Source organism: Arcobacter siniprincipis (SeqCode), assembly GCF_048571125.1.
GTDB lineage: Bacteria > Campylobacterota > Campylobacteria > Campylobacterales > Arcobacteraceae > Arcobacter > Arcobacter siniprincipis.
Genome location: NZ_CP182343.1, coordinates 2,647,491 through 2,668,526 on the forward strand (window position 1 = coordinate 2,647,491; position 21,036 = coordinate 2,668,526).

Sequence of the window (21,036 nt, forward strand, 5' to 3'; positions counted from 1 at the left end):
CCTTCTTTTCACTTTACTTTAAAATGCTTTTATATTTTTCCAAATACCACTCAATTGTTTTAACAATTCCAGTTTCAAAGTTTTCATCTGCTTTCCATCCTAACTCATTTTCTAGCTTAGTTGCATCAATTGCATATCTTCTATCATGTCCTGCTCTATCTTCTACAAATGTGATTAATTCTTTATATGAAGTTTCTTTTGGTATTTTTTTATCTAAGATTGTGCAAATTTTGTCAACTATTTGAAGATTTGTTTTCTCATTTCTTCCTCCAATATTATACACGTCACCTGTTTTGCCTATATGGTAGACTAGGTCAATTCCTTTACAGTGGTCTATTACATATAACCAATCTCTGATATTCTTTCCATCTCCATATATCGGAATTGGATTTCCTTTTAAAGCATTTCTTATAATTGTAGGAATTAATTTCTCATCATGTTGTTTTGGCCCATAGTTATTTGAACAGTTTGTAATTACTGTATTCATTCCATATGTTTCATTATAAGCTCGGATAAGCATATCACTGGATGCTTTTGATGCGGAGTATGGAGAGTTTGGAGCATAAGGTGTTATTTCAGTAAATAATCCAGTTTCACCGAGTGTTCCATAGACTTCATCAGTTGAGATATGGTGAAATCGTGCATTCTGATATTCCTCTTTATAGTCAAATGGCTTATTCATCCAATATTTATATGCCACATCAATTAAAGTAAAAGTACCATTGACATTTGTTTGTACAAATACACCTGGTTTTTTAATAGAGTTATCTACATGTGATTCAGCGGCAAAATGAATTACACCAGAAATATCATATTCAGAAAATATAAATTCTACAAGTTCTCTATTACAAATATCACCTTTAATAAACTTATATCTTGAACTTTTCTCACATTCTGTTAAATTTTCTAAATTTCCAGCATAAGTTAATAAGTCTAGGTTTATTAAATTATATTCTTGATATTTATCTAAAAAGTACGGCACAAAGTTTGAACCAATAAATCCTGCTGTCCCTGTCAATAATATATTTTTGTTGTGCATTTAATTTCCTATATTTGTTTTTATATATTTAAAATATCTTTCTATTTTCATTCATTAATTACGATTTAATATTAATATATTAAGTTAAATTCATCGATAAATCAATTTGAACCCGTTAGCAAAATATTATTCATAATAATTTATGCCATATTCAAATAAATCACCTGTTTCATGGAGCTTTGGTTGTTTAGTATCTTTAAGAGATAAAGTTAACTCTTCTTTTTTCAATATCCAATCTATATTTAAATTTTCATCATCAAATGCTATGCCTCTATCACACTCTGGACTATAATAATTATCTACTTTATAAGCAAAAATTGTATCTTCTTCTAGCACTATAAAGCCGTGTGCAAATCCTCTTGGCACGAGCATTTGCTTTTTATTCTCAGCACTTAATTCAACCGCTGTATATTGGCCAAAAGTTGGAGAATTTTTTCTAATATCCACAGCTACATCTAAAACTCGACCTTGAATAACTCGTACAAGTTTTGTTTGAGCAAAGGGAGGTAATTGATAATGAAGTCCTCTCAAAACACCTTTTGATGATTTAGATTCATTATCTTGGCAAAAACTGATTTGATAGTCTAAAAATTTTTCTAATTTATCAGCACGAAAGGTTTCTACAAAATATCCTCTATTATCGCCGTGTACTTTTGGTTCAATTACTACTACATCGAAAATATTACTTCTTTTAAACTCCATATAATTTACCTTGACTTGCTCTTCTTATTAAATATTGCCCGTATTGATTTTTACTCAAAGGAAGTGCAAGTTCTAAAAGTTTTTCTTTACTTATATATCCCATTTCATAAGCTATTTCTTCAAGACAGGCAACTTTTAATGATTGTCGATTTTCTATTGTTTGTATAAATTGACCCGCTTCCAATAAACTCTCATGAGTTCCCGTATCAAGCCAAGCATAACCTCTTCCCATTAATTCTACTTTTAATCGTGACTCATTTAAATAATCTTGATTCAAAGTTGTAATTTCAAGTTCACCTCGATGGCTTAGTTTTACATTTTTTGCTTTTTTGACAACATCTGCTGGATAAAAATACAATCCAACAACAGCATAATTTGATTTTGGTTGACTTGGTTTTTCTTCTATTGATATAACATCACCATTACCATTAAATTCTGCAACACCATATCTCTCTGGATCTTTTACATAATAACCAAACACTGTTGCTTTATTTTCTTCTTTTACATTTTTTACACTTTGTGCAAGAAGTTTAGTTAATCCATGTCCATAAAAAATATTATCACCAAGTATCAAACAAGCATCTTCGCCATTCAAGAACTCTTCTCCTAAAATAAATGCTTGTGCCAATCCATCAGGGCTTGGTTGCTCTATATAAGAGAATTTCATTCCTAAATCTTCTCCACTGCCTAAAAGTTCTTCAAATCTTGGTAAATCATTTGGTGTTGAAATGATTAATACTTCTTTAATTTCTGCTAACATTACAACAGACAAGGGATAATAAATCATTGGTTTATCGTAGATGGGCACAAGTTGTTTTGAGACACCTTTTGTGATTGGATAAAGTCTTGTTCCTGAACCACCCGCCAAAATTATTGCTTTCATTCTCTTTCCTTCAAAGACATTATAAAACCAGCTTTCAAAGGTACACTGTTTTACATTTTTATCGCCACAGAATTAAACTAAGTTTAAATAATTTCTGTGCGATATTATAATATTTTCTTTATTATAGAATGGTTCAATTGTACTTTCTTATTACTTGTAAATATATTATTGTAATTATTTCTTAACTTTTCTTTTTTGTAAAAATTTGTATTAATTCACTTTTACTGACTGCAACAATTTGTGGATACAAAAAAATTGTTATACCCACGCCAATACTATAAATTAACCCACTCAATAAGAATTCCCATATAACTTTATCGAAAGATATAAAACGTGCACTAAGATACGCCAACAAAGACAAAATTATAATAGCGTATACTTGATGCCATACTAAAGGAAACATTTTAAGATTTAAAAATTTTACATTAAAATAGAGCTGAATATTTACAGATATAATTTGACTAATAACCATTTTCCAGGCAAATCCTATTGCTCCTAACTCTAAATAATATACAAATAAAAGTGTTAAACCCAAACCAAGAAAGGAAGAAAATATACCTATATTTCTATAAAGCTTAGTTTCTTCTAATGCAAAAAACAATGAGCCACTCAGTTGCCCATAGGTTTGATGAATAGGATAAAATGCCATAATAACCAATACAAATAAAGCATCTTTAAACTTTTCATCAGTAAATATCATAAGAAGATTATCCGCTTGAAAAGCTATAAATACTCCAAAGTATGCAGCTATAGAATATAACATAGGGATATATCGTTTAAAAAGTTTTTGAATTTGATCTATGTCTTTGTTTTCATAAGATTTTGAGAATTCTCTTGTAATTATAGGTGTCATTGCACTAGTAAACAAAAAACACATAGCAGCAATTGAATAAGCCAATCCATAAAAGCCTGTTTGTACTGAACCACTTATTTTTTGCAATAACCAAATATCAAATAAACCAATAGAAATAGCTATAATATTAAAAATAAACAAGGGGGAAGAATATGTATAAAACTCCTTAATCAAATTTTTGTATGAATTTTTATATGTAATGATATTTTTTTGGAAAATATTTTTTTTAGAAAATAATATACTAAGAATAAAAAGAAAAGAGAATAAAGAAAAAAGATGAAAATAAAAATATATACTTAAATCAAAAGTAAAATAATAAATCAAAAGTATTAATATAAAAAGTGTAAATAATTTATGCACTATTTTTATTAATTCGACAGAAACTGTTAATGCATAAGCATCAGATATTTTAACAAAAATTTGCATCATCCAAGTCAAAAAACCAAACCATAAGCCTAAATATATATATTCATTTGCTATTTCTGGTAAAAAAAAGTATAAATAATCTAAAATATCAAGGAGATAAATAAATAAAAACAATAAAAACAATAAAAACAATGAAAAGAAAAAATAAAAATTTATCAACTCTTTTCGCTGATTTTTAGCAGACAGTTTAGTAAAAAAAGCCGTTGATGTCCCTGCATCTAAAAAAGCTAAAATTTGAGAAAAAAATTGCTGTATATAACTAAACTGACCAAAAGCAATAGGTCCTAAAGCTTTTGGTACAATAGCAACTAAAATGATATTTATCAAACCATTCACAATATTTGAGAATAATTTAATAATATATCTTTTTTTTAAACTATCTTCCATACTTAAGAAATCCCAATTAGCAAAAATTACCTTTTGCTAATCAAAACATGATTTAAAATCAAATGCTTTAAGCCAGAATTTTCAAATACATGTATAGCATCATCAATATCATTTACAACAGGTAAACCATGTAGGTTATAACTGGTATTTAGCAATGAACCTATACCTGTGATTTTAGAAAATTCTTCTATTAAATCATAATACTCTTCATTTTGTTCTTTCGTTAAAATTTGAGGTCTTATGGTTTCATCATAGGGATGAGTACCTGCTTTTATATCATTTAAAAACTCTTTTTTTGTATCCATTGCAACAGCCATATATCGTGATTCAAAACCTTTTGGATTAACTAAATATTTATCCACATATGTATCAAGAACAGTTGCAGCAAAAGGCATCCAAAAATCTCTTCCTTTTATAAGTTCATTAATATGTTGAATAATATTTGGGTTAGAAGGATTTGCCAATATACTTCGATTGCCTAATGCTCTTGAACCAAATTCCATTCTTCCACATACTCTAGCAACAACTTCACCTTCAGATAAAAGTTTTGCAATATATTTATTGTCTGCTTTAAGTATATTATATTTTTTGTCCAAATTATTTTTTTGGAGATATTCATCTACTTCATTGACAATATTTTCAGTACCTAAATTTAAATTATATAAAGGCTTATTCTTTACATTGTTTTCATAATTAGCAAAATAACATGCTCCAATACTTTGAGACTCATCGGAAGAAGAACCAGCAACAAAAATATCATCAACAAAATCTAAATCACCCAATGCTTTATTCGCTTTAACATTCATAGCGACCCCACCACTAAATACAAAGTTCTTAAATCCTATCTCTTTAAATGCTCTTAAAAATAATTCATTTAAAATTTTCTCAGTATAAAGCTGGACTCCTCCAGCAATATTATCAAATCTATGATATTTTAATTTTTCATTTAAAAACTCATACAAATTAGCAGGTCTATTTTTATGCACTATTTTTAAACCATCAAATTGTAATAATTCATCAAAAATATCGGCAACTTTTTTTGAATATTTTTCTTTAGCATAAGGTGCTAAACCCATTACTTTAAATTCATGTTCAAGAGGTTTCATTCTAAGATACAACGTCACCATTCGATAAAGTCTTGCAATTTCACATTGATTGCTATCTGTTACTAACTCAAATTTATCATTTTCTATTTTCCATACTGTTTGGTTTTTGCCATCACCATATGCATCTACTGTTATTGCAATGGTTTTATCTTTTTTATTTGGATTCGCAAAATATCCATACATTGCATGACAAGTATGGTGATCATAAAATTTTATTTTTTCTTTATCAATTTGCATAAAATTTGCTATATCATTGACTACAACTTCAGTAACTTTACTTTGTAATTCTTCTAGGTCTAAATTATAAAACTCATTAGGAATAGTATAAAAACTTTTTTCACCCTTAAATTTTTTTTCAAAAATTTGTTTTGCATAATCTTTTGGATAATTTTCTCCAGCTAATTTTGGTTTCCAATAATCCTCCATCATATCAATATAATCATCTATATCAAAAACTGCATCAATTGGATAATTTAAATTATTCAAATCATCTCTGGCAATAGTAGACATTGCAACAATATCAATATTCTCATTTGATAAATCATATCGCTTCATTATATATTCGACACAATTTTTAGGGAAGCCTTTTTCATTTTTTCGTTTAGTAAATCTTTCTTCTTGAATAGCACAAACTACTTCACCATTAATTGATAATGCAGCAGATGCATTATGGTCATCATATATACCTATTATTATCATCATTCATCCTTTGTTAAATTTAATTCCAATTTGCTATATTTAAATTTTCTTCTAAAATCTTTTGTCTTGCATTTGGTAAGCCATTACCTATAAAATTAAAAAGATTTGCAGTTGCCACAGCATCAATTTTTTCTCTTTTTAACCCCTCTAGTAAATGATTTTCATTGCCAGCTCCACCTGCTATAATAAGTGGTACTTTTACATTTTGAGATATTTTATCAATCGTTTCAAAATCATATCCAAAGCCTGTACCATCTTTCTCTATAGAATTAAAATATATCTCTCCAATGCCTAGTTCTTCGACATAAATTATATACTCATTAAGTGACATATCTAACTTTTGCATACCATCTGATATAAAAACTGCTAGATCATTATCCTTTATTTTATAATCAATACTTGCAATTACACTTTGAGATCCATATTGTTTTATAATTTCTTTTACAATTTGCGGGGCAGAGTAAAGTATAGAGTTTAATACAAGCTTATCAGCGCCACTATTAAACAATAACTTTGCATCTTCAAGACTTCTAATACCACCACCTGCTGCTATTGGTATAAATACATCATCTACAAGTTTTTCTAATACTTGTGCAAATTCTTCTAAATTTTTTTCATTTTTAGAAGCATTGAGTACTATGAGTTCATCAAGACAAAAAGCTATCTCTTTAAATTTATAATTTCTTTCTAGCCAATTTATATCACCAACTTTTTGAAGTCTAAAATTTCTACTTTGGTTAAATTTACCATTTCCATATATGAGTGTAAATATTATTCTTTTTCTAAGCATTTAAAACTTCTCAATAAAATTTTTAAGCAATTTAAGTCCATTGTTTTGACTGAGTTCTGGATGAAATTGTGTTCCTACAATATTGTCTTTTTCATACGAAGCTATAAACTCTTCACCATAATGACAAATCGACTGATTTATGTCATTATTACTTTGTAATTTATAACTGTGAGTAAAATAAAAATCATTAATTGCATGAAAACCTTCATAAATTTTAGCATTTGTATTAATCTGTACTTGATTAAATCCAACATGAGGTACTTTCAGATTTTCAATACTAAATTTTTTACATTCTGCATCTATATATTCAAGACCAATTGCTCCACCATCTTCTTCACTACTCTTACAAAGTAACTGCATACCAAGGCAAATTCCAAGAATTGGCTTTTTATCATCTAATACAACTTCACCTAATATTTTATGTAGTTCCATTTTGTTAATTTGATTCATTGCTTTTACAAAAGAACCCACTCCGGGTAAAAGTAATTTATCTGCAGATTTAATATCTTCATATTTATTTGAAATCACTATTTGATTTAGCCCTAAATATTTAAATGCACTGCTAACAGATTTGATATTTCCCATTCCATAATCAACAATAACTAATTTCATATACTAAATTCTTCTCCAACTGTAAATTTAGGTTGCCAAATACCATCAACTTTTTCAAATAAATCTCTATTTGCATAATTATCAAGTACAGTATCAAATTCATCTTTTGTCATTTTATAATATTCTAAATAGGTATCTATTAATTCATAAGGATAGGCATTATCATACATCTGTACAAGATTTAATGCTTGTTCTCTTGTCATAGAACCTCTTCTGATTTCAATACCGGCATCTTGAGTTGCTCTGCCAAATCCAAATTTTAAATACATTAAATAAGCATGTAATGCATAAAGTGCTTGATCATTTTGAGCAAAATTAGTAAATGTATCATGATTACCATCATCTTTCTCTATCAATCCACAATGCTCTTTTGCTACGACATAGTTTCTATATGAATCCCATGCTTCAAAGTATGACCAATGAGTAAATGATAATCCTACTTCTGAAATTTTATCTTCTGTTGGGAATTGAAAAAAAGCTAAATCAGCATCACTTATATCTCCATCAGCTTTGATTCTCTCAAATACTTTTTCATGTCCACCCTCTAAGTATACTCTTTTCATATATTCTATATTGTAAAGTGCTTTATTTTTACTCTCTGTTGAACCACCATATTCTATCTCACCATCTTCTCCATAAAATATTAATGGTATTTTAAAATTAGCAGCTGTCTTTATTACAGCAGTCATTATAGCTATCAACCATCCATAATACGGAAAACCTTTTTCTATAAAACCATACTTATTAAGCCTATCTAATACTTTAGGATTGCAAGAAATATGAATATGATTAAAACCTGAATGGATAAAATTATATAAATTCTGATCACCTATTTCTAAAGCTAAAGCTGGTCTAACAGTTATAGCTAAAGGATTCATTCCATACTTATGCTTAAGAGTATATGCAACATAAGAACCATCTTTCCCCCCACTAACAGGTACTATACAATCGAAATCACCATTTTTAGAACGATTTTTATCTAACAAAGATATTAATTCTTTTTGTCTTGTCTCCCAATCAATCTTTTTTTTCTCTTCCATCCATTGACATGCATTACACCACCCTCTATTATCAAAATCTATTCTTGGTCTTGTCGACATATTTAAACAATTTTTACACCAAAATATTTTTTCACTCATACTTTTATTTTCCTTTTATAAACTAAACCCATCATCTACAACGATATTTTGACCATTAAGATATTTACTCATATCACTAAGTAAATAAACCAATGTTCCTTTTAAATCGCTCTTATCCAACATACCTTTATTTAAACATTGTCCTTTATATTTTGATAAAAATACTTCTGGTTGGTGGTCGAAAATACCACCCGGACTTAAAGCATTGACTTTTATATTCATACCTTTAAAATATTTTGCCATATATTTTGTAAGATGAATAAGTCCTGATTTTATTGCTGCATACTCTACAGGCATTGTCATAGGAGTATTATCATACACTTCAAATTTTGGTGCAACGACACCATAAATAGAACTAATATTAATAATATTACCATAACCTTGCTTCTTAAAATATTGAGCGAATTGTTGAGAAGACGTAAAGTATCCTCCTAGATTTAATCCCAAATTTTGTACAAAATCTTCATATTCAACATCAAAAAAATGTCTTCCATAATTTTTATTTCTTGGATATGCATTATTTACTAAAGCATTTATTTTACTATATTTACTATCCAAATATTGAATACATTCATTTAAAGATTCTTTAGAAGTAATATCAAGTTTTACAAAGTCAATAGTATTATTATTTAACTCTTTTGATAAATTTTCTTTTACTTTTAATCCTATCTCTTCATTGATATCTGCTATGATAGCTATCCCACCATTTTCTACAATAGCTTTTACAAATTCTTTACCAATAAGTCCAGCACCACCTGTTATAACTACTACTTTATCCTTAAGCATTTTTTTCCTTCATCAAAAACTCTACAAACTTATAATCTAACTCTGTATCTATATCAATAGACCTAATTTCAGGCATCACATATAATCCTGTATTGTCTAAAAACAGTGAACTCTCATTTAAAATAACTTCTCGCTTCCATATATAAATTGAAGCATTCATATCATAGCTTTTAGGAGCATCTTGTCTTCGCACTACCGCATTATCTAATTTTTTTGATAGATAAACTTTCCCATTTTTATCTTGTTCTACAAGATTAAAATATGGGCTTCTTCTACTTGGCATTGCTGTTATCAAGTTATCATTATCATTTTCTTTAAACTGATTAAAAGAATCAGTTATATCGTCTATACTTCTCAATGGTGCTGTTGCATCTAAATCTATCAAATAATCAAACTCTGTATTGTAGTACTCTTCACTTCTTTTAAAAGCATCCTTGATTACATCAAGCTTTCCTGCTGTATCACTTGCCATTTCATGACTTCTTTTAAAGAACACTTCTGCACCATATTGTTTTGCAACATTTGCAATATCATCGCTGTCCGTACTTATAACTATATGTTCAAAAAGCCCCGAAGCTTTTGCTTGCTCTATGGTATAAGCAATAAGTGGTTTACCATTTAACTCTTTAATATTCTTATTTTTAACACCTTTTGAACCACCTCTTGCACAAATCGTACATAATACATTTTTCACCTATTTTGCTCCTGTATCCTTGAGATTGTATCCATAACTTCTAAGCCATTTTGATAATCACAAATATTTTGATTATGAGTCAAAATAGAGGTATGCATTTGTTCAAACAAATAATTCCTTTCTAAATTGGGAAAATCATACTTTTCTTCTAATCCAGCTTTATTTTTTGTAAGCAGTTCATTGGCTATAAAATCCAATTCATAACTGCCATTGAGTGTATCCACAAGTATTCTTCTGTGAGTAAATTTACTTATATAATCCATTGATACATTAACAAATACATTCTTATTTGTTTTTCCTATTAACATCGTTAAATCATCGGAATCTATCTCTAAATCTGATATTTTTACTTGATAACTTTTAATCGCTGTAATTTTACCAAAAAGCCATTGCACATAATCTATCTCATGGCTTAAATCAAGTAATACCCCGCCACCTTCTTCTTTTTTTGCACTATAGCAATCTTTATAATTGATATTTGGTCTCCAAGTTGGAAGATACTGACCACAATCTACATTGACTTTAATAACCGTTTCATCTTCTAAAAAAGTTTTTAACTTTTTCAACAAAGGATGAAATCTAAGAACATAGCCAATAAAAACTTTGTTCTTTTTGATAAGCAAATTCTTTTTCGTTTCAAAAAGTGGTTTTTCACAAAAAATCAGTTTATTTTCAACATTTTCTTCAAGATATTTCAATTGCTCAAAATGTTTATTTGTCTGTGTTGCTATTACAAAATAATCATATGTATTTATATTATCAACTTCTTCTAAAAATTTAAAAGATTGTATATTATTGATTTGTTGTTTGGTAATTAAATCAATTGATTCTATTTGAGAAAATTTGGATAAAACATCATAATGTCTTTTTCCAATAGAACCAAAACCTATAATTAAAACCTTCAATTAAAACACCTCATTATATTCATCATTTGCTTTTTTGTACTCTTCCATTCTTCCAATATCAAGCCAATATTCTCGTAGAGGAAAAGATATAGTATTTTTATTCTCACTTATGAACTTTTCAAAAAGTGTTGGCATATCATAGAACTCATTTTTAGGTATGTATTTTAGCACATCAGGGCTTAACATATAAATACCTGCACTTACAAAAAAACTATGTGTTGGTTTTTCTTCAATTGATAAAATTTTACTTCCATTCATATTTACTACTCCATAAGGAACTTGAAAATCATACTCTCTTACACACATAGTCCCTATAGCATTATTTTCTATATGAAAATCATGTAAATGTTCAAAATTCACATTTGTAAGTAAATCACCATTCATCACAAAAAAAGGTTCAGTAGGTTTTTCTTTTAAAAGACTTAAAGCTCCTGCTGTTCCCATTCTCTGTTCTTCTAGTATATACTCTATATTTACACCAAATTCTCTACCATCACCAAAATAATCTTGAATAACATAAGATTTATAATTAACACACATCACAATATTTGTATACCCATATTCTGCAAACTTTTCTACTATTGTTTGAAGAATAGGTTTATTCCCAACTTTTAACATAGGTTTTGGTGTATTTTCTGTAAGTGGTCTTAATCTAGTTCCTAAACCTCCTACCATAAGAATTACTTTATTAGTTTTATTTTTAGGCTTTATAAGTTCTTCTATTTCTTGAATACCTACTATTCCCCCATCATTATCTATTATTGGTACTTGATGAAGTTTTTTTGAAAGTGCAAGTTTTAAAATTTCTTCTTTTGTATCACTAATATTTGCTACTGTTGGTGTTTTATAAACTATTGTATTTATAGAACTATTTAAATCTAAACCTTTTAACAATCCTCTTCTTATATCTCCATCAGTTAAAGTTCCTAATAGCTTATTACTATCATCAATGACAAGAGCTATTTGCATAGCTGCTTTATCTATGATTTCTAAAGCTTCTTTTATTGTAGAATTTATATTCAATTTTAAATTTTCTATATCTCTCATGAAATTTCCTTTAAAAGGACAAAACATTCAGCATATTCACACCCAGAGGTAGCTCCTCTTAATGTAGCCAAAGCACGTAAGTTTTTTTCACTTCTTGGAAAAGGATGATCTATAATTTCACTTTCAAAAATTTTCATTATTTTTATTTTTTCTTCTAAATATTCACTAATATCTACAAAAAAATTTGGTATAAAAGTATCCTCTTTAGTACTTGGAGCAAACTCAGTTTCACTAAGTGTTTCAATCATATAAATTTTTTTTATAAAAGGATATCTAAAAGATTTAGTACAACTATAAGCAGATTCAAAGATCTTTCTATGATCACTGTGAACATCACCTTTAAAAGGAAGATAAATAATAGTTGGTTTTATTTCATTTACAACTTTAGATATTTTACTTATTAATTCACTCATTGAGTATTCGTCAACTTGCATAGTTTTCAACCTAAGGTTATATACAGTATCAAACTTATAAAGCTTTGAAACTTGTTCTATCTCTTTTTCTCTTGTTTCATAATAATCATGTTTTTTATCAATAGTTGTACAAATAAGCCAATGTATTTCATCACCATTTGCTTTATGTTTTAAAAGTGTTCCACCACACCCTAAAGTTTCGTCATCGGGATGAACAGCTATAATTAAAACTTTGTTTTTCATATCAACTCCACTTTTAAAGGATCTTCAGTTTTTGCTATCATTGATTTAAAATTTTTCGATTTTATTATTTCATAAGCCTTTTTTGCACTATTCCCATCACCATAAGAATTTTTCAATTCAGTTAAACTATTCATAAATTCTATTGAAATTGCTTTTTCAATACTATTACTAACATCTTCATAACTTGTTCCACAAAAAATAACATTTTTATCAGAAAATCTTCCTGTTTGTCTAAGTCCAACATTTATAGCAGGTATTTTTAAACTTGCTGCTTCACAAATACCAGAGGATGAATTACCTATTATAAATTTAGAATGTTTATATATAGACATAAAAAGATCTCTTTCTAAATTTTTATAAAATACAAAATTTTTATTGTCTTTATATTTATCAATGATTTTTAATAACTTATTATTTCCAGGATCAACATTAGGATAACTAACAAATGTATTAATATTTTTTTCTTCTAAATTTTTTAAAATATTATCAAAATATTCATCAACTTTTTCTATTTCTTCAGTTACTGGATGAAAAATCATTAATGAAAAATTTTGAAAATTTTCTGATAAGTTAAAATAAGTTTTTATATTCTCTTTAGAAATAGGTTTATAAGAAACAAACTTATCTAAAGAAATATTTCCAGTTACAAAAACTCTATTTGAATCTTCTCCCATACGAACTAATCTTTTTTTATGTTCTTCTAGTGTTACAAAATGAGCGGTTGATAATTTTGATGTTGCATGTCGAATAGGATTATCAATATATCCATCTTCTACATGATCTCCTGAAAAGACATGAATTGTTGGTATATGTAAATAGCCTCCAACCATAGAGTACATTAATACATCTTCTCTATCACCAGCATATATCATTAAATCTGGATTAAATTTTGCAATAGTTTCTAAACTATTTTGAAGTAGTAAACTTGCACTCTTAACTCTTGAAAGCCCTGTATCTGAACTCAAAAGTGTTTCAATTTCAAGTAATATATCAAATCCATCTTTTCGAATTTGTTCTACACTATAACCAAAACTACGAGACAGATGAGCACCACTTACTATAATCTTAAAATCAATATCTTCATCATCATCAAGTAATTTATAAAGTGGCGACATCAAATCATAATCAGAACGAATTGAACTAAAAGCTAATATTTTTTTCATTAGAACACATCCGATATGATTAAATCTTTTTTAAAACTAACACCATTAAAAGAAGTATCAAATAATCTATATCCAAATATGTAATCAAACTCTTTTTTATCTAAATATTTATTTAAACTATGATCTATCAATAAATTATATTTCTTATCATTATCAAGATTTGAAAAATCAATACCATTAAAAACTATATCATAATTATCTTCAAATTTTTTTAGAATATTATTACTCTTTTTAAAATAATTTTGGTTTGGTTTAGATAGTCTCCACTCTATATTTTTTTTATCTTGAGTATTGAAAATTATTGAATCTGAATAATTCTTTTTCTCTATTTGTTGTAATTCATCATAAGAGAAACTAGCCACATATAAATCTTCTTCAAGCGTCCACCCTAATCGTTTTTTAAATCCTGGAGCTGATTTTTTATTTGGAAAACCACATACAAATTTATAACCTAACTCACTTGCTTTTTCATAAACTTCAGTTGCTTGTTCAATAAAAATACCATATTTTCTATATGCTAAATCTACCATTGTCGTCATTGATAAAACTGCATTTAAATTTTTTTGATTATAAATAAATTTCATAGGAATTACTGCATAATGTCCTACAAGTTTATTTCCATTAAAATAAAGTGAAACTATAGGATTTCCATTTGGATTATTTATATATGCCCATTTCCAAAGCTTTTCATCCATCTTACTACCAAAACTATGTTCAAATAATTCAAAAATTTCTGACTTATATTTTAATAATTCATTTTTATCATTAATAATAATCTTATTAAATTCAATAGGAACATAAAGTTCTGCTTCACCATCTGTAACAGTTTTATTATCAACTTTACATACAGTTTTAAATTTTACTCTTCTTTTTTCTATATCTACATTAGTTACTGTAACTATTGCCTCAACTGTATCATTGATATAAATAGGTCTTTTAAAGTTTAATGATTGATGAGTATATACGCAACCCTCTCCTGGAATCTTAGTACCAAATAGAGCAGAAAAATAAGAAGCTGTCATCATCCCATGTGCTATTCTTTTTTTAAACCTTGAACTTTTAGCATAATTTTCATCTAAGTGAACTGCATTTCTATCTCCTGAAATCCCAGCAAATGATTTTATATCTGCATCAGTAATAGTTTGAGAATAACTTACGCTCATCCCAATTTCAATTTCTTCAAGTGGAATTTTATTAAAAACTAATGATTTACTCATATAATTTCATCCTCTTTGTAATCTTTTTTTGCGATAGTTCCAACTATCTCATCCCATCTCATAGGATTTATTCCACTGCCTGGTCTTTTTATAGTAATTTTATCTTCTGTTAAAATTTCACCTGTTTTTATATCAGTTTTAGCAACTATAGATTTTCTAGCTATTTGCATATTTGGGATTTCACTCTTTGATGGTTTTTTAATGCTACTCCCGAGAGCTAACTCTATATTTCTTATAGCTTTTACCATAGCTTTTAATTCATCTGGTTCTAAACTTGCCTTATGATCAGGACCTTCCATAGTTTTATCTAAAGTAAAATGTTTTTCTATGCAACTTGCCCCCATTGCAACTGCTGCAATATCGACTTCTATCCCTAAAGTATGGTCACTATATCCATACGCTATATCAAAACTGTTTCCAATAGTTACCATAGCTTTTAAGTTTACATCTTCCATAGGAGTTGGATACATAGTATTTGCATGAAGAACTGTAATATTCTCTTTTTTTGTTCCTGCTTCTATCAAAACATCTAAGGCATCTTCTATCTCACCGATACCTGCCATACCCGTAGAGAGTATGACTGTTCTGTTTAGTTTTCCGATGTGTCTTAAGTAGGGAAGATTTGTTATTTCACCACTTGGAATTTTAAATATTATTAAACCTAAATCATTTAAAAGTTCTATACTGTCATGGTCGAAAGGAGTTGATAAAAACATTATGTTTTTATTGTTACAGTAAGTGATTAGCTCTTTGTGCATTTGTACATCTAGCTCTAACTTTTTTATCATATCAAACTGAGATTCTTCACTATCTGTAGTCTGTTTTTGGTACTCAGCTTTTTGTGCATTTTTACTTACTAGGTTTTCTGCTTTAAAGGTTTGAAATTTAACAGCATCAACGCCAGCTTCACAAGCCATATCAATAAGCTTTTTTGCAAGTTCAATTGAACCATTATGATTTACACCTGCTTCTGCAATTATAAACACTTTATTCATTTAACAACACTCCCCGCTTTTATAAATCCACTAACTTCAATACTTTGTTTAGAAGTAGCATTACTTCCAAAAAAGGTATTTTCTTTTACTTTTACGCCACCATTAATAACACTAGCTGTTGAAATATGGCAATTATCTCCTACCACAACATCATGTTCTAGTAAAGCTTTTGTATTGATTATACAATTTTTTCCTATTTTTACATTTGTATTAACTAAAACATTATGCATAATTACTGTTCCTTCATCTATAGATGAATGTTTAGAGACATAAGCTAAAGGAGAAATAATAATAGGCAAATTAAAACCTATTTCTTTTAATTGATTAAATAATTTTACTCTTAAGTGGTTTGAGTCTATTTGCCCTAGCGTAATTATTGCATTTTTACAAGTTTGAAAAATAGTTTCCAAATCATCATCAGATCCAATTATTTCATAATTTAAAATCTTATTGCCAAATAACTCTTTTTTATCAACAATTCCCAAAATTTCATATTTACACTCTTGTTCTATGACATCAATAACACTATGGCAATGTCCACCACCACCAATAAGAACTATTTTTTCTTTCATTATAAGATCACCGAACTAGGAATATTCACAACTCTTTCTTCAAGATGCTTTGCATTTTTTAAATCTATTTTTTGACAATCTTTAAACATTTCAAGTTCATTCATAAGTTTCCAAACAGGTCTTGTCATTACACCGCTTTTATTTGTAAACTCTAAAAATTCATTTCTTTGAGTAATATCATCTAATAAAACAGCTTGAAGCCAATAATTTGATTTAGAATTTTTTGGTTCTTCAATAAAATTTATATTATTTGTTATGAAAAAATCTTTATACTTTGTTGCTAATTCTCTTTTTGAAGTTAAAAATCTTTCCAACTGTTCTAACTGCGCAACCAAAAGAGCAGCATTGATATTTGGAAGTCTGTAATTATATCCTATTTCATCATGTACATATTCATATGGATGGGGAATTTTCGCTGTTGTTGTGATATGTTTTGCTCTTTTAGCTAATGCTTCATCATCTGTAACGATAACTCCACCACCACCTGAAGTTATAATTTTATTCCCATTAAAACTAAAAGCTCCAACTTTTCCAAATGTTCCTGTATGCTTATTTTTATAAAATGACCCTAAACTCTCAGCTGCATCTTCAACTAATACAATATTCCATGTGTCACAAATATCTTTTATCTCATCTATTTTACAAGGATGTCCAAAAGTATGCATCGGAACACATGCTTTTATAATTTTGCCTGTTGTTATGTTAATACATTGATTCTCTTGAATTTTGCAATTACTCTCTAAAAAAGACTTTAAAGAATCAGGACTTAATCCCATAGTATCTAGATCAATATCTATAAATATGGGTTTTGCTCCAATATAGCTAATTGCATTACAAGTAGCAATAAACGTAAGAGGTTGGGTAATAACTTCATCCTCTCTTTTTACATCTGCTAATATTAGAGAAATATGAAGAGCAGCAGTTCCATTTACGGTCGCAATGGCATATTTACTTCCCACAGTTTTTGCAAACTCTTTTTCAAAAGTATCTACATATTTGCCAACACTTGATACAAACGTAGAATCTATACAATCATTGAGATATTTTTTTTCATTACCAATAAATCTTGGCTCGTGAAGAGGTATAAATTCTTTAGTACTAAATGTAGCTTTAATAAAATCAACAGTTTTTTGCATATATTCTACTTTATTTGAATTCAAAAAAAACTAAATTTTTAATTTCTTTTTTAAATTGTGTTTGATTAAATATTTCTAAATATTTTAACATAAAAAAATATTTTAGAGTTTGAACTTGTCCTTTATTAAAAGGGACATTTGGATTTACTTTCATTTTAAAATAAATAGGAGGTTCTTTTACCCATAAAGAATAATTCATTTCTTTTTGAATCTTCAAATCTTCTAATAAAGTTATTTGATTCTCATTTGACACAAATAATTTATCATCTTTAGAAAATGCATCTTTTGACATCCCATTTAATTCATAATATCTTAAAGCTCTACTTTTTGCTAGTTTAAAATACAGTTCATTCTCGACAATAAATGTACTATTTTGAACAATTTGCCCAGATATTTTAAAATTTTCAATAATACTTTGTTGATAAAACCAATCAATATTATATTTAAGTTGTTCTTTTAAATGAAAGGATACAAAAGAAATAATTAAAATTAAATATAAAAAATATTTAATCACTACTTTAAAGTTTAATAAATTTGAAATAATTTGAATTCCATAATATAAAATAAAACTAAACCCTATAGGCAATAACACTTGAAATCTTGACTCCCAATCATTTAAGGTAGGGATTTTTCCAACCGCTAAATAAGCAAAAGCTCCTAAAAAAAAGACAATAAAACCAAAGGTCAATAAGTAAATATCTTTTTTATTCATATCGTTATTTTGTCGTGAGAATGCGTTCGACAAAAGCAACAACACGACAAAAGCAACTATAATCAAAGATGATATATTTTGCATTGAAAGGTTAATAGGTTCAATAAAACTCCATAAAAAAGTGTGATAATAATTATCTAAATTTAAAATATTTTCTATGTTAATTTTATTATATCCTTGATATATACCAGTTGGCATACAATAAATTAATTTAACAACATAAAAAATAATTGGTAAAAAGATAAAATCAATATTAGTTTTAATAAATAAAATAAAATTCTTCAAAACTGTTAATTTTATGTCATAGAGGTTATAAAAAATATATATCAAAACTAATGCGTAAAACACTAGTAATGAAGGTAGAGTAAAAGATATGATAAATAAAAAAAGAATTACTATGCGTAAATATAATTTTCTGCTATCTATAAATAAATACTTACTCAATAAATAAAAACTAAAAAAGAAAATAAATACTCTTAACTCAGCTGGAAAATTAATAACAGCAATTTTGGCACTATTTAGTGGTGCAATTAAGAAAAATATTACAATAAAGAATCGTTCTATTTCACTAATTATTTGAAATTTCTTTAGAATCTCAATAAACATAACTGCATTTAGAAAAAACAGGACAAAAGTCAATAACCTACTTAAAAAAATTCCTCCATTTATATTAAAAAATAAATCCTGTATAAAAATATTTAAATATCCTAAATAACCAGATACACTAACATACATATTTTCTATCGTACTATATTCTTGATTATGTAAACCCCAATCATCCCAATAAATCCCATTATAATTTAATAAAAAAAAAGAATTTGTTACTAAATAAATAATAAATAGTATCAGCATACTTTTCTTATCACTTAGTAAAAAATTCATTCACAACTCCACAAATTTTATTAATCTCATCACTTTTCAACCCATAGTACATAGGCAACCTTATTAATCTTTCACTTAAAATAGTAGTAAATTCATCTTTCCCATCAAATCTTCCAAATTTCATTCCACTTGGTGCTATGTGAAGTGGTACATAGTGAAAAACTGCATTTATTCCATTTTGATTTAAATATGACAACAATGTAGTTCTTTCACCTAGATTTCTAACTTTAATATAAAACATATGTGCATTTTGAGTACAATTATTCGGAATTATTGGTAGTTCAATTAAACTTTTTATTTCTAATTGCTTTAAACCATCATAATAATTGTTCCAACTTCGTACCCTGTCTTGATTAATTTTTTCTGAACATTCTAGATTTCCCCAAAGATATGCTGCGCTAATATCGTTCATAAGATAACTGCTTCCTATATCTACCCACGAATATTTATCTACCATTCCACGAAAAAACAAACTTCTATTTGTACCTTTTTCTCTTATTATTTCAGCTCTTTGAATAAACTTTTCATCATTAATAATAAGAAGTCCACCCTCTCCCGCACTTGTGTAATTTTTTGTTTCATGAAAACTAAAAGCTCCTAAGTGTCCAATAGTTCCAAGCGCTTTACCTTTATAACTACTCATCATTCCTTGTGCTGCATCTTCTACTACAAAAAGATTATGACGATTAGCTATATTCATGATAGTATCCATTTCACATGCCACACCTGCATAATGAACAGTTACTATAGCTTTTGTTTTATTAGTTATTGCTTGTTCTATTTTTATTTCGTCTATATTCATAGTATCTGGTCGTATATCTACAAACACTATTTTTGCACCTCTTAGAACAAAAGCATTTGCAGTACTTACAAAAGTATATGATGGCATTCTGACCTCATCATCCTCTTGTATATCAAGCAAAATAGCAGCCATCTCTAGTGCATGAGTGCAAGATGTAGTCAAAAGTACTTTTTTGCAAACAAGCTTCTCTTCAAACCATTTGTGGCACTTTTTTGTAAACTCTCCATCACCTGAAATTTTGCTACTTTTCATTGATTCTAATACATATTTTTCTTCATTGCCTGTATATGGTGGATTATTAAAAGGTATCATTAAGTCCTCTTTTTTTTATAAATTTTGCAGGTATCCCACCAACTATAGTATAAGGTTCTACATTTTTTGCAACTACACTTCCTGCTGCCACTATTGCACCTTCTCCAATAGTAACTCCTTGCAAAATAATAGAACGTCCGCCTATCCACACATTATTTTCTACTATAATAGGAGCACCAGTATCTTTGAGTTTTATATCATTTACATCATGTCCTGCTGCAAAAAAAGTCACTTCAGGACCTACTGCAACATTATCACCAATAGTAATTGTTGCCTCTTTTATTTTATACCCTGGATAAAAGCTACATCCTCTATTTATGCTTACATTAGAACCTATAGTTATTTGACTAGGATACCTAAAGTATGTTTTAAAATCTATATGAAAATCAGTACCTATTTTATTAAAAATTATTTTATAGATTGGATATTTTATAACAAATGGTAATAACTCCAATACCATGTAAAATAAATTAAAAATACAACTATATGTACTTACTAGTACTCTTCTGAAACTTATCAAA

At 27.8% G+C, this 21,036-nt stretch carries 21 protein-coding genes; all 21 read right to left on the reverse strand.

Annotated elements, in window-relative coordinates; all coding sequences use genetic code 11:
• Positions 1–13: 13 nt before the first annotated feature.
• Positions 14–1,039, reverse strand: coding sequence for a dTDP-glucose 4,6-dehydratase (gene rfbB, locus ACNI3D_RS13420; RefSeq protein ID WP_419767361.1), 1,026 nt, complete (start codon positions 1,037–1,039; stop codon positions 14–16).
• Positions 1,040–1,165: 126 nt separating this feature from the next.
• Positions 1,166–1,741 (reverse strand): dTDP-4-dehydrorhamnose 3,5-epimerase, encoded by a 576-nt coding sequence (rfbC, locus tag ACNI3D_RS13425; RefSeq protein WP_419767362.1) that lies wholly within the window; start codon positions 1,739–1,741, stop codon positions 1,166–1,168.
• Positions 1,731–2,624, reverse strand: a complete 894-nt coding sequence (rfbA, locus tag ACNI3D_RS13430; protein WP_419767363.1) for a glucose-1-phosphate thymidylyltransferase RfbA — start codon at positions 2,622–2,624, stop codon at positions 1,731–1,733. The genes rfbC and rfbA overlap by 11 nt, the downstream gene beginning before the upstream one ends.
• Positions 2,625–2,805: 181 nt before the next feature.
• On the reverse strand, positions 2,806–4,290 hold the full coding sequence (locus tag ACNI3D_RS13435) for a lipopolysaccharide biosynthesis protein (RefSeq protein ID WP_419767364.1): 1,485 nt from the start codon (positions 4,288–4,290) through the stop codon (positions 2,806–2,808).
• A 26-nt stretch (positions 4,291–4,316) separates the two neighbouring features.
• Positions 4,317–6,095 carry a carbamoyltransferase C-terminal domain-containing protein gene (locus ACNI3D_RS13440; RefSeq protein ID WP_419767365.1) on the reverse strand — a complete coding sequence of 593 codons (1,779 nt, stop codon included), beginning with the start codon at positions 6,093–6,095 and terminating at the stop codon, positions 4,317–4,319.
• Positions 6,096–6,114: 19 nt separating this feature from the next.
• Entirely contained in the window at positions 6,115–6,885 is a 771-nt protein-coding gene (locus ACNI3D_RS13445; protein ID WP_419767366.1) for a HisA/HisF-related TIM barrel protein, read from the reverse strand.
• On the reverse strand, positions 6,886–7,497 hold the full coding sequence (gene hisH / locus ACNI3D_RS13450; RefSeq protein WP_419767367.1) for an imidazole glycerol phosphate synthase subunit HisH: 612 nt from the start codon (positions 7,495–7,497) through the stop codon (positions 6,886–6,888). It lies immediately after the preceding gene.
• Complete coding sequence (locus ACNI3D_RS13455; protein ID WP_419767368.1) at positions 7,494–8,636, reverse strand: N-acetyl sugar amidotransferase; 1,143 nt, start codon at positions 8,634–8,636, stop codon at positions 7,494–7,496. Before ACNI3D_RS13455 ends, hisH begins: the two co-directional genes overlap by 4 nt.
• A 15-nt stretch (positions 8,637–8,651) precedes the next feature.
• Positions 8,652–9,422, reverse strand: coding sequence for an oxidoreductase (locus ACNI3D_RS13460; RefSeq protein ID WP_419767369.1), 771 nt, complete (start codon positions 9,420–9,422; stop codon positions 8,652–8,654).
• Positions 9,415–10,116 carry an acylneuraminate cytidylyltransferase family protein gene (locus ACNI3D_RS13465; protein ID WP_419767370.1) on the reverse strand — a complete coding sequence of 234 codons (702 nt, stop codon included), beginning with the start codon at positions 10,114–10,116 and terminating at the stop codon, positions 9,415–9,417. The genes ACNI3D_RS13460 and ACNI3D_RS13465 overlap by 8 nt, the downstream gene beginning before the upstream one ends.
• Complete coding sequence (locus ACNI3D_RS13470; protein WP_419767371.1) at positions 10,113–11,021, reverse strand: Gfo/Idh/MocA family protein; 909 nt, start codon at positions 11,019–11,021, stop codon at positions 10,113–10,115. The genes ACNI3D_RS13465 and ACNI3D_RS13470 overlap by 4 nt, the downstream gene beginning before the upstream one ends.
• Positions 11,022–12,068: a nucleotidyltransferase family protein gene (locus ACNI3D_RS13475; protein WP_419767372.1), complete on the reverse strand. Its 1,047-nt coding sequence runs from the start codon at positions 12,066–12,068 to the stop codon at positions 11,022–11,024.
• Complete coding sequence (locus ACNI3D_RS13480) at positions 12,065–12,724, reverse strand: PIG-L deacetylase family protein (RefSeq protein ID WP_419767373.1); 660 nt, start codon at positions 12,722–12,724, stop codon at positions 12,065–12,067. Before ACNI3D_RS13480 ends, ACNI3D_RS13475 begins: the two co-directional genes overlap by 4 nt.
• Positions 12,721–13,887: a UDP-N-acetylglucosamine 2-epimerase gene (gene neuC / locus ACNI3D_RS13485; RefSeq protein WP_419767374.1), complete on the reverse strand. Its 1,167-nt coding sequence runs from the start codon at positions 13,885–13,887 to the stop codon at positions 12,721–12,723. Before neuC ends, ACNI3D_RS13480 begins: the two co-directional genes overlap by 4 nt.
• A complete protein-coding gene (locus ACNI3D_RS13490) occupies positions 13,887–15,104 on the reverse strand; it encodes a GNAT family N-acetyltransferase (protein WP_419767375.1) in 1,218 nt (405 codons plus the stop codon). The genes neuC and ACNI3D_RS13490 overlap by 1 nt, the downstream gene beginning before the upstream one ends.
• Positions 15,101–16,099, reverse strand: coding sequence for an N-acetylneuraminate synthase (gene neuB, locus ACNI3D_RS13495; protein ID WP_419767376.1), 999 nt, complete (start codon positions 16,097–16,099; stop codon positions 15,101–15,103). The genes ACNI3D_RS13490 and neuB overlap by 4 nt, the downstream gene beginning before the upstream one ends.
• Positions 16,096–16,671: a NeuD/PglB/VioB family sugar acetyltransferase gene (locus tag ACNI3D_RS13500; protein ID WP_419767377.1), complete on the reverse strand. Its 576-nt coding sequence runs from the start codon at positions 16,669–16,671 to the stop codon at positions 16,096–16,098. Before ACNI3D_RS13500 ends, neuB begins: the two co-directional genes overlap by 4 nt.
• Positions 16,671–17,807 carry a LegC family aminotransferase gene (locus tag ACNI3D_RS13505; RefSeq protein WP_419767378.1) on the reverse strand — a complete coding sequence of 379 codons (1,137 nt, stop codon included), beginning with the start codon at positions 17,805–17,807 and terminating at the stop codon, positions 16,671–16,673. Before ACNI3D_RS13505 ends, ACNI3D_RS13500 begins: the two co-directional genes overlap by 1 nt.
• Before the next feature lie 10 nt (positions 17,808–17,817).
• Positions 17,818–19,401, reverse strand: coding sequence for a hypothetical protein (locus ACNI3D_RS13510; protein ID WP_419767379.1), 1,584 nt, complete (start codon positions 19,399–19,401; stop codon positions 17,818–17,820).
• Positions 19,382–20,515: a dTDP-4-amino-4,6-dideoxygalactose transaminase gene (gene rffA, locus ACNI3D_RS13515; RefSeq protein ID WP_419767380.1), complete on the reverse strand. Its 1,134-nt coding sequence runs from the start codon at positions 20,513–20,515 to the stop codon at positions 19,382–19,384. The genes ACNI3D_RS13510 and rffA overlap by 20 nt, the downstream gene beginning before the upstream one ends.
• Positions 20,502–21,035 (reverse strand): acyltransferase, encoded by a 534-nt coding sequence (locus ACNI3D_RS13520; protein WP_419767381.1) that lies wholly within the window; start codon positions 21,033–21,035, stop codon positions 20,502–20,504. The genes rffA and ACNI3D_RS13520 overlap by 14 nt, the downstream gene beginning before the upstream one ends.
• Position 21,036 lies beyond the last annotated feature (1 nt).